The sequence below is a fragment of the Pseudomonas sp. GM74 genome (assembly GCF_000282455.1).
GTDB lineage: Bacteria > Pseudomonadota > Gammaproteobacteria > Pseudomonadales > Pseudomonadaceae > Aquipseudomonas.
This window is the reverse complement of the sequence record NZ_AKJG01000143.1, coordinates 1-3,975: the sequence shown is the minus strand read 5'-3', so window position 1 is coordinate 3,975 and position 3,975 is coordinate 1. Positions and strand designations below refer to the sequence as shown.

General features: G+C 62.8%; 5 protein-coding genes. All 5 read left to right on the top strand.

Going from position 1 to position 3,975, the window contains the following annotated elements:
* The first annotated feature begins 153 nt into the window (after nt 1-153).
* Nucleotides 154-1,179, top strand: a complete 1,026-nt coding sequence (locus PMI34_RS04405; RefSeq protein WP_008053154.1) for an alpha/beta fold hydrolase — start codon at nt 154-156, stop codon at nt 1,177-1,179.
* A gap of 13 nt (nt 1,180-1,192) precedes the next feature.
* Nucleotides 1,193-2,146 (top strand): D-2-hydroxyacid dehydrogenase family protein, encoded by a 954-nt coding sequence (locus tag PMI34_RS04410; RefSeq protein WP_008053153.1) that lies wholly within the window; start codon nt 1,193-1,195, stop codon nt 2,144-2,146.
* Nucleotides 2,147-2,264: 118 nt separating this feature from the next.
* Nucleotides 2,265-2,807 (top strand): tetratricopeptide repeat protein, encoded by a 543-nt coding sequence (locus PMI34_RS04415; RefSeq protein WP_008053152.1) that lies wholly within the window; start codon nt 2,265-2,267, stop codon nt 2,805-2,807.
* Between the two features lie 66 nt (nt 2,808-2,873).
* Nucleotides 2,874-3,356: an RNA polymerase sigma factor gene (locus PMI34_RS04420; RefSeq protein ID WP_443216136.1), complete on the top strand. Its 483-nt coding sequence runs from the start codon at nt 2,874-2,876 to the stop codon at nt 3,354-3,356.
* Nucleotides 3,356-3,975: anti-sigma factor family protein (locus PMI34_RS04425; protein ID WP_008053150.1), on the top strand; the 620-nt coding region annotated here is incomplete at its 3' end. The genes PMI34_RS04420 and PMI34_RS04425, both read left to right, overlap by 1 nt.

Here is a 3,975-nt window from a genome sequence, read left to right as displayed (position 1 = left end):
CAGCCGAACGCAGCCTCGCGGGCTCGGCAGCTGCTACAAAGGGTGTCGCGGCTGAAATTGCTTAACCGACTGGCATTAGCGGCGATTGCCTGTGTTTAACGTCGCCCTAATCGACTCGATCCAGCATCGGCGGACTTTCTATGGAGTTCTCCCATGTCACGCACTTTCCCCCGCTGGTTGCCCGGCCTGTTGTTGACCGCCGCCCTGCCCGTCATCGCCCACGCCGAAGGACCGGCGTACGGCCCTGAACTGCAAGGATTCGACTACCCCTACACCCTCAAGCACTTCACCTTCGAATCCCAGGGCCAATCCCTGCAAATGGGTTACATGGACGTCGCTGCCCATGGCAAGGCCAACGGTCGCAGCGTGGTGCTGATGCACGGCAAGAACTTCTGCGGCGCCACCTGGGACGGCTCGATCAAAGCCCTCAGCGACGCCGGGTACCGGGTCATCGCCCCGGACCAGATCGGTTTCTGCACTTCAAGCAAACCGGCGCACTATCAATACACATTCCAGCAACTGGCGACGAACACCCAGCAATTGCTCAAGGCATTGGGCATCCAGAAAGCCACCCTGCTGGGGCACTCCACCGGCGGCATGCTCGCCACTCGCTATGCCTTGCAATACCCGGAACAGGTCGAGCAACTGGCACTGGTCAACCCCATCGGCCTGGAAGACTGGAAAGCCCTCGGTGTGCCCTATCGCACCGTTGATCAATGGTATGAACGCGAACTCAAACTCAGCGCCGACGGTATCCGCAACTACGAACGCACCACCTACTACGGCGGCCGCTGGAAACCGGAATTCGATCGCTGGGTCGACATGCTTGCCGGTCTGAACAAAGGCCCGGGGCATACGCAAGTCGCGTGGAACTCGGCGCTGATCTACGACATGATCTTCACTCAACCGGTGTACTACGAATTCAAGGACCTGAAAGTACCGACCCTGCTGTTGATCGGGACATCCGACACCACCGCCATCGGCAGTGACATCGCCCCGCCCGAGGTCAAGGCGAAGATCGGGCACTACGACGTCCTCGGCAAACAGGTAGCCAGGCTGATTCCCCAGTCCACGCTGGTCGAGTTCCCGGGCATGGGTCACGCGCCACAGATGGAAGAACCGGCACAATTCCACCAGGCCCTGCTCGCCTGGCTGAACAAGACCAACCCCGTGCGTTGAAGAGGAAAGGCTGATGCCTGTGCAGATTGCAGTGATCGATGATTGGCAGGATGTGGCGCGGGACGTGGTGGACTGGTCGGCGCTGGACAGCGTCGGTCAGGTGAGTTTTGTCCATGACTACCCCGCCGACAACCGGACCCTGGCTGAGCGCCTGGCCGGGTTCGAGGTGATCTGTGTGATGCGCGAGCGCACCCGCTTCGATGAAGACCTGCTGCGGCGCCTGCCGAAACTCAAGCTGCTGGTGACCGGCGGCATGCGCAATGCGGCCCTGGACCTCAAAGCCGCCGCTGCGCTGGGCATCCAGGTCAGTGGCACCGACAGCTACAAACATGCCGCGCCGGAGCTGACCTGGGCGCTGATCATGGCCGCCACCCGCAACCTGGTGGCCGAGGCCAATGCCTTGCGCGCCGGCCAGTGGCAACAAAGCCTGGGCGGCGACCTGCACGGCAAGACGTTGGCGATCCTCGGCCTGGGCAGCATCGGCCAGCGCGTCGCTCAGTTCGGCCAGGTGTTCGGCATGCGCGTCATCGCCTGGAGCGAAAACCTCACCGCCGAACGTGCGGTGCAAGCCGGTGTGGCCCGTGTCAGCAAGCAGGAACTGTTCGAACAGGCCGACGTGCTGTCGGTGCACCTGGTGCTCAGCGACCGCAGTCGGGGCCTGGTGGATGCACAAGCACTGGGCTGGATGAAACCCACGGCGCTGTTGGTGAACACCGCTCGCGGCCCCATTGTCGATGAGGCGGCGCTGATCAAGGCGCTGCAGAAACAACGGCTGGCCGGTGCCGCCCTGGACGTCTTCGAGCAGGAGCCACTGCCCGCCCACCATCCGTTCCGGACCCTGGACAATGTGCTGGCGACGCCCCATGTCGGGTACGTGAGCCGGCAGAACTACCAGCTGTTTTTCTCGCAAATGATCGAGGACATCCAGGCCTGGGCGGCGGGTGCTCCGATTCGTTTACTGGGTTGAACGAAAATCCCACAACGAATAATTGTTCATGCTGCGGTGTTCTCATCACATCAACCTTGCACTGCGCCTGGCCGGGCGCGACCTGATCCGAAACCCATGAACCTGTGGAGCAATGCCCATGAATATTCGCTTTGCTGTTTCGATGCCCCCTTTGTTGCTGAGCGTTGCGCTGTCCGGCTCCCTCGCCCTGGCCAACGGTGGTGGCGGGGACGACGACGCGCCCATCAGGCCCAATTGCCCCAAAGGCCAGGTGTTCGATAGCAAATCCAAGCGGTGCGTCCGCCAGACCAGCAGCCTGGTGCCGGACGAAGACCGCACCAACTATGCCTATCGACTGGCCAAGGACGGGCGTTACGAAGAAGCCCTGGCCCTGCTCGACACGCTGAAACAGCCAAATACTGCAAAAGCATTGAACTATCGCGGCTACGCCACGCGTAAACTGGGACGTACCGACGAAGGCATCGGCTATTACCTGCAATCGGTGAAACTCGACCCGCAGTACGCGCAGGTCCGCGAATACCTCGGCGAGGCCTATGTGGTCAAAGGCCGGCTGGACCTTGCACAAGAACAGCTGCAGCAGATCGAATCCATCTGTGGCGGCACTCAATGCGAGGAGTACCAGGACCTGGCCGAAGCCATCAACGGGTCATCGAAAACCTGACAACTCGAGCGGACGGAGGTCGCCATCGCCAGCGATCAGGCAATACGAACGGAACTGAACCAGCATCTGGCGCGTTTATGGCGCTATGGCCTGCTGCTGTCCCGGCAACGGCATATCGCCGATGACCTGGTGCAGGCCACCTGCGTGCGGGCGCTGGAGCGGGCCGGGCAATACGAGCCGGGGACACGCATGGACCGCTGGCTGCTGAGCATCCTGCATTCGATCTGGCTCAATGAAGTCCGTGCCCAGCGGGTGCGGCAAGGTCAGGGCCAGGTGGATGCCGACCAGGTCTTGTCGTTCGATGGAGAGTCCGTGGCCCAGACCCACGTGTTGGCGGCACAGGTTATCCGCCGCGTCGATGCATTGCCCGAGGCCCAACGTGAAACGGTATTTCTCGCCTACGTCGAAGGGTTGTCCTACCGCGAAGTCGCCGAGGTGCTGCAAGTGCCCATCGGCACGGTCATGAGCCGCCTGGCCACCGCCCGCGCGAAACTGGCCGAATATCCACCGTTGCACACGGTGCCCCACCCTTACCGAGGAGAACATTGATGAACGCGAAACCCTCGGACGAACAACTGGTGGCTTATCTCGACAACCAACTCGATGCCGAACAGCGCTCGCGCATCGACGCGGCCATCAGCGCGGACCCGATGCTGAGCCTGCGCCTGCAATGGCTCGATCGCAGCAGCCTGCCGTTCAAGGACGCCTACGATGAACTGGCCCGGCAGGCGCCGGTGGATCGTCTGCAAGCCATGCTCGCCACACTGCCCTCACCCGCCCGCCCCGGGCTCAGTCGACGCTGGTTCCTGGCCGCCGCGGCCGGGCTGTTGGCCGGCGGCGTGTTGGCGGACCGTTTGTTCCTCGGCTGGCAAGCGAGCCGGCAGACACACAACTGGCGCGGGCTGGTGGCCGACTACATGGCGCTCTACGTGCCGGAAACCCTGGATCACTTGCCCGGCGATGAAGCCACCCAACGGGCACAACTGCGCACCATCGATACGCGCCTGGGCCTCAACCTCGCGCCGGCCAAACTGAACCTGCCCCGTGCCGAGTTCAAGCGCGCGCAAATCCTCGAGTACGACGGTGCGCCTATCGCCCAGATCACCTACCTCGACCCGACGCACGGCCCCATGGCGCTGTGCGTCACCCGCTCCAACAGCGGCAGGCG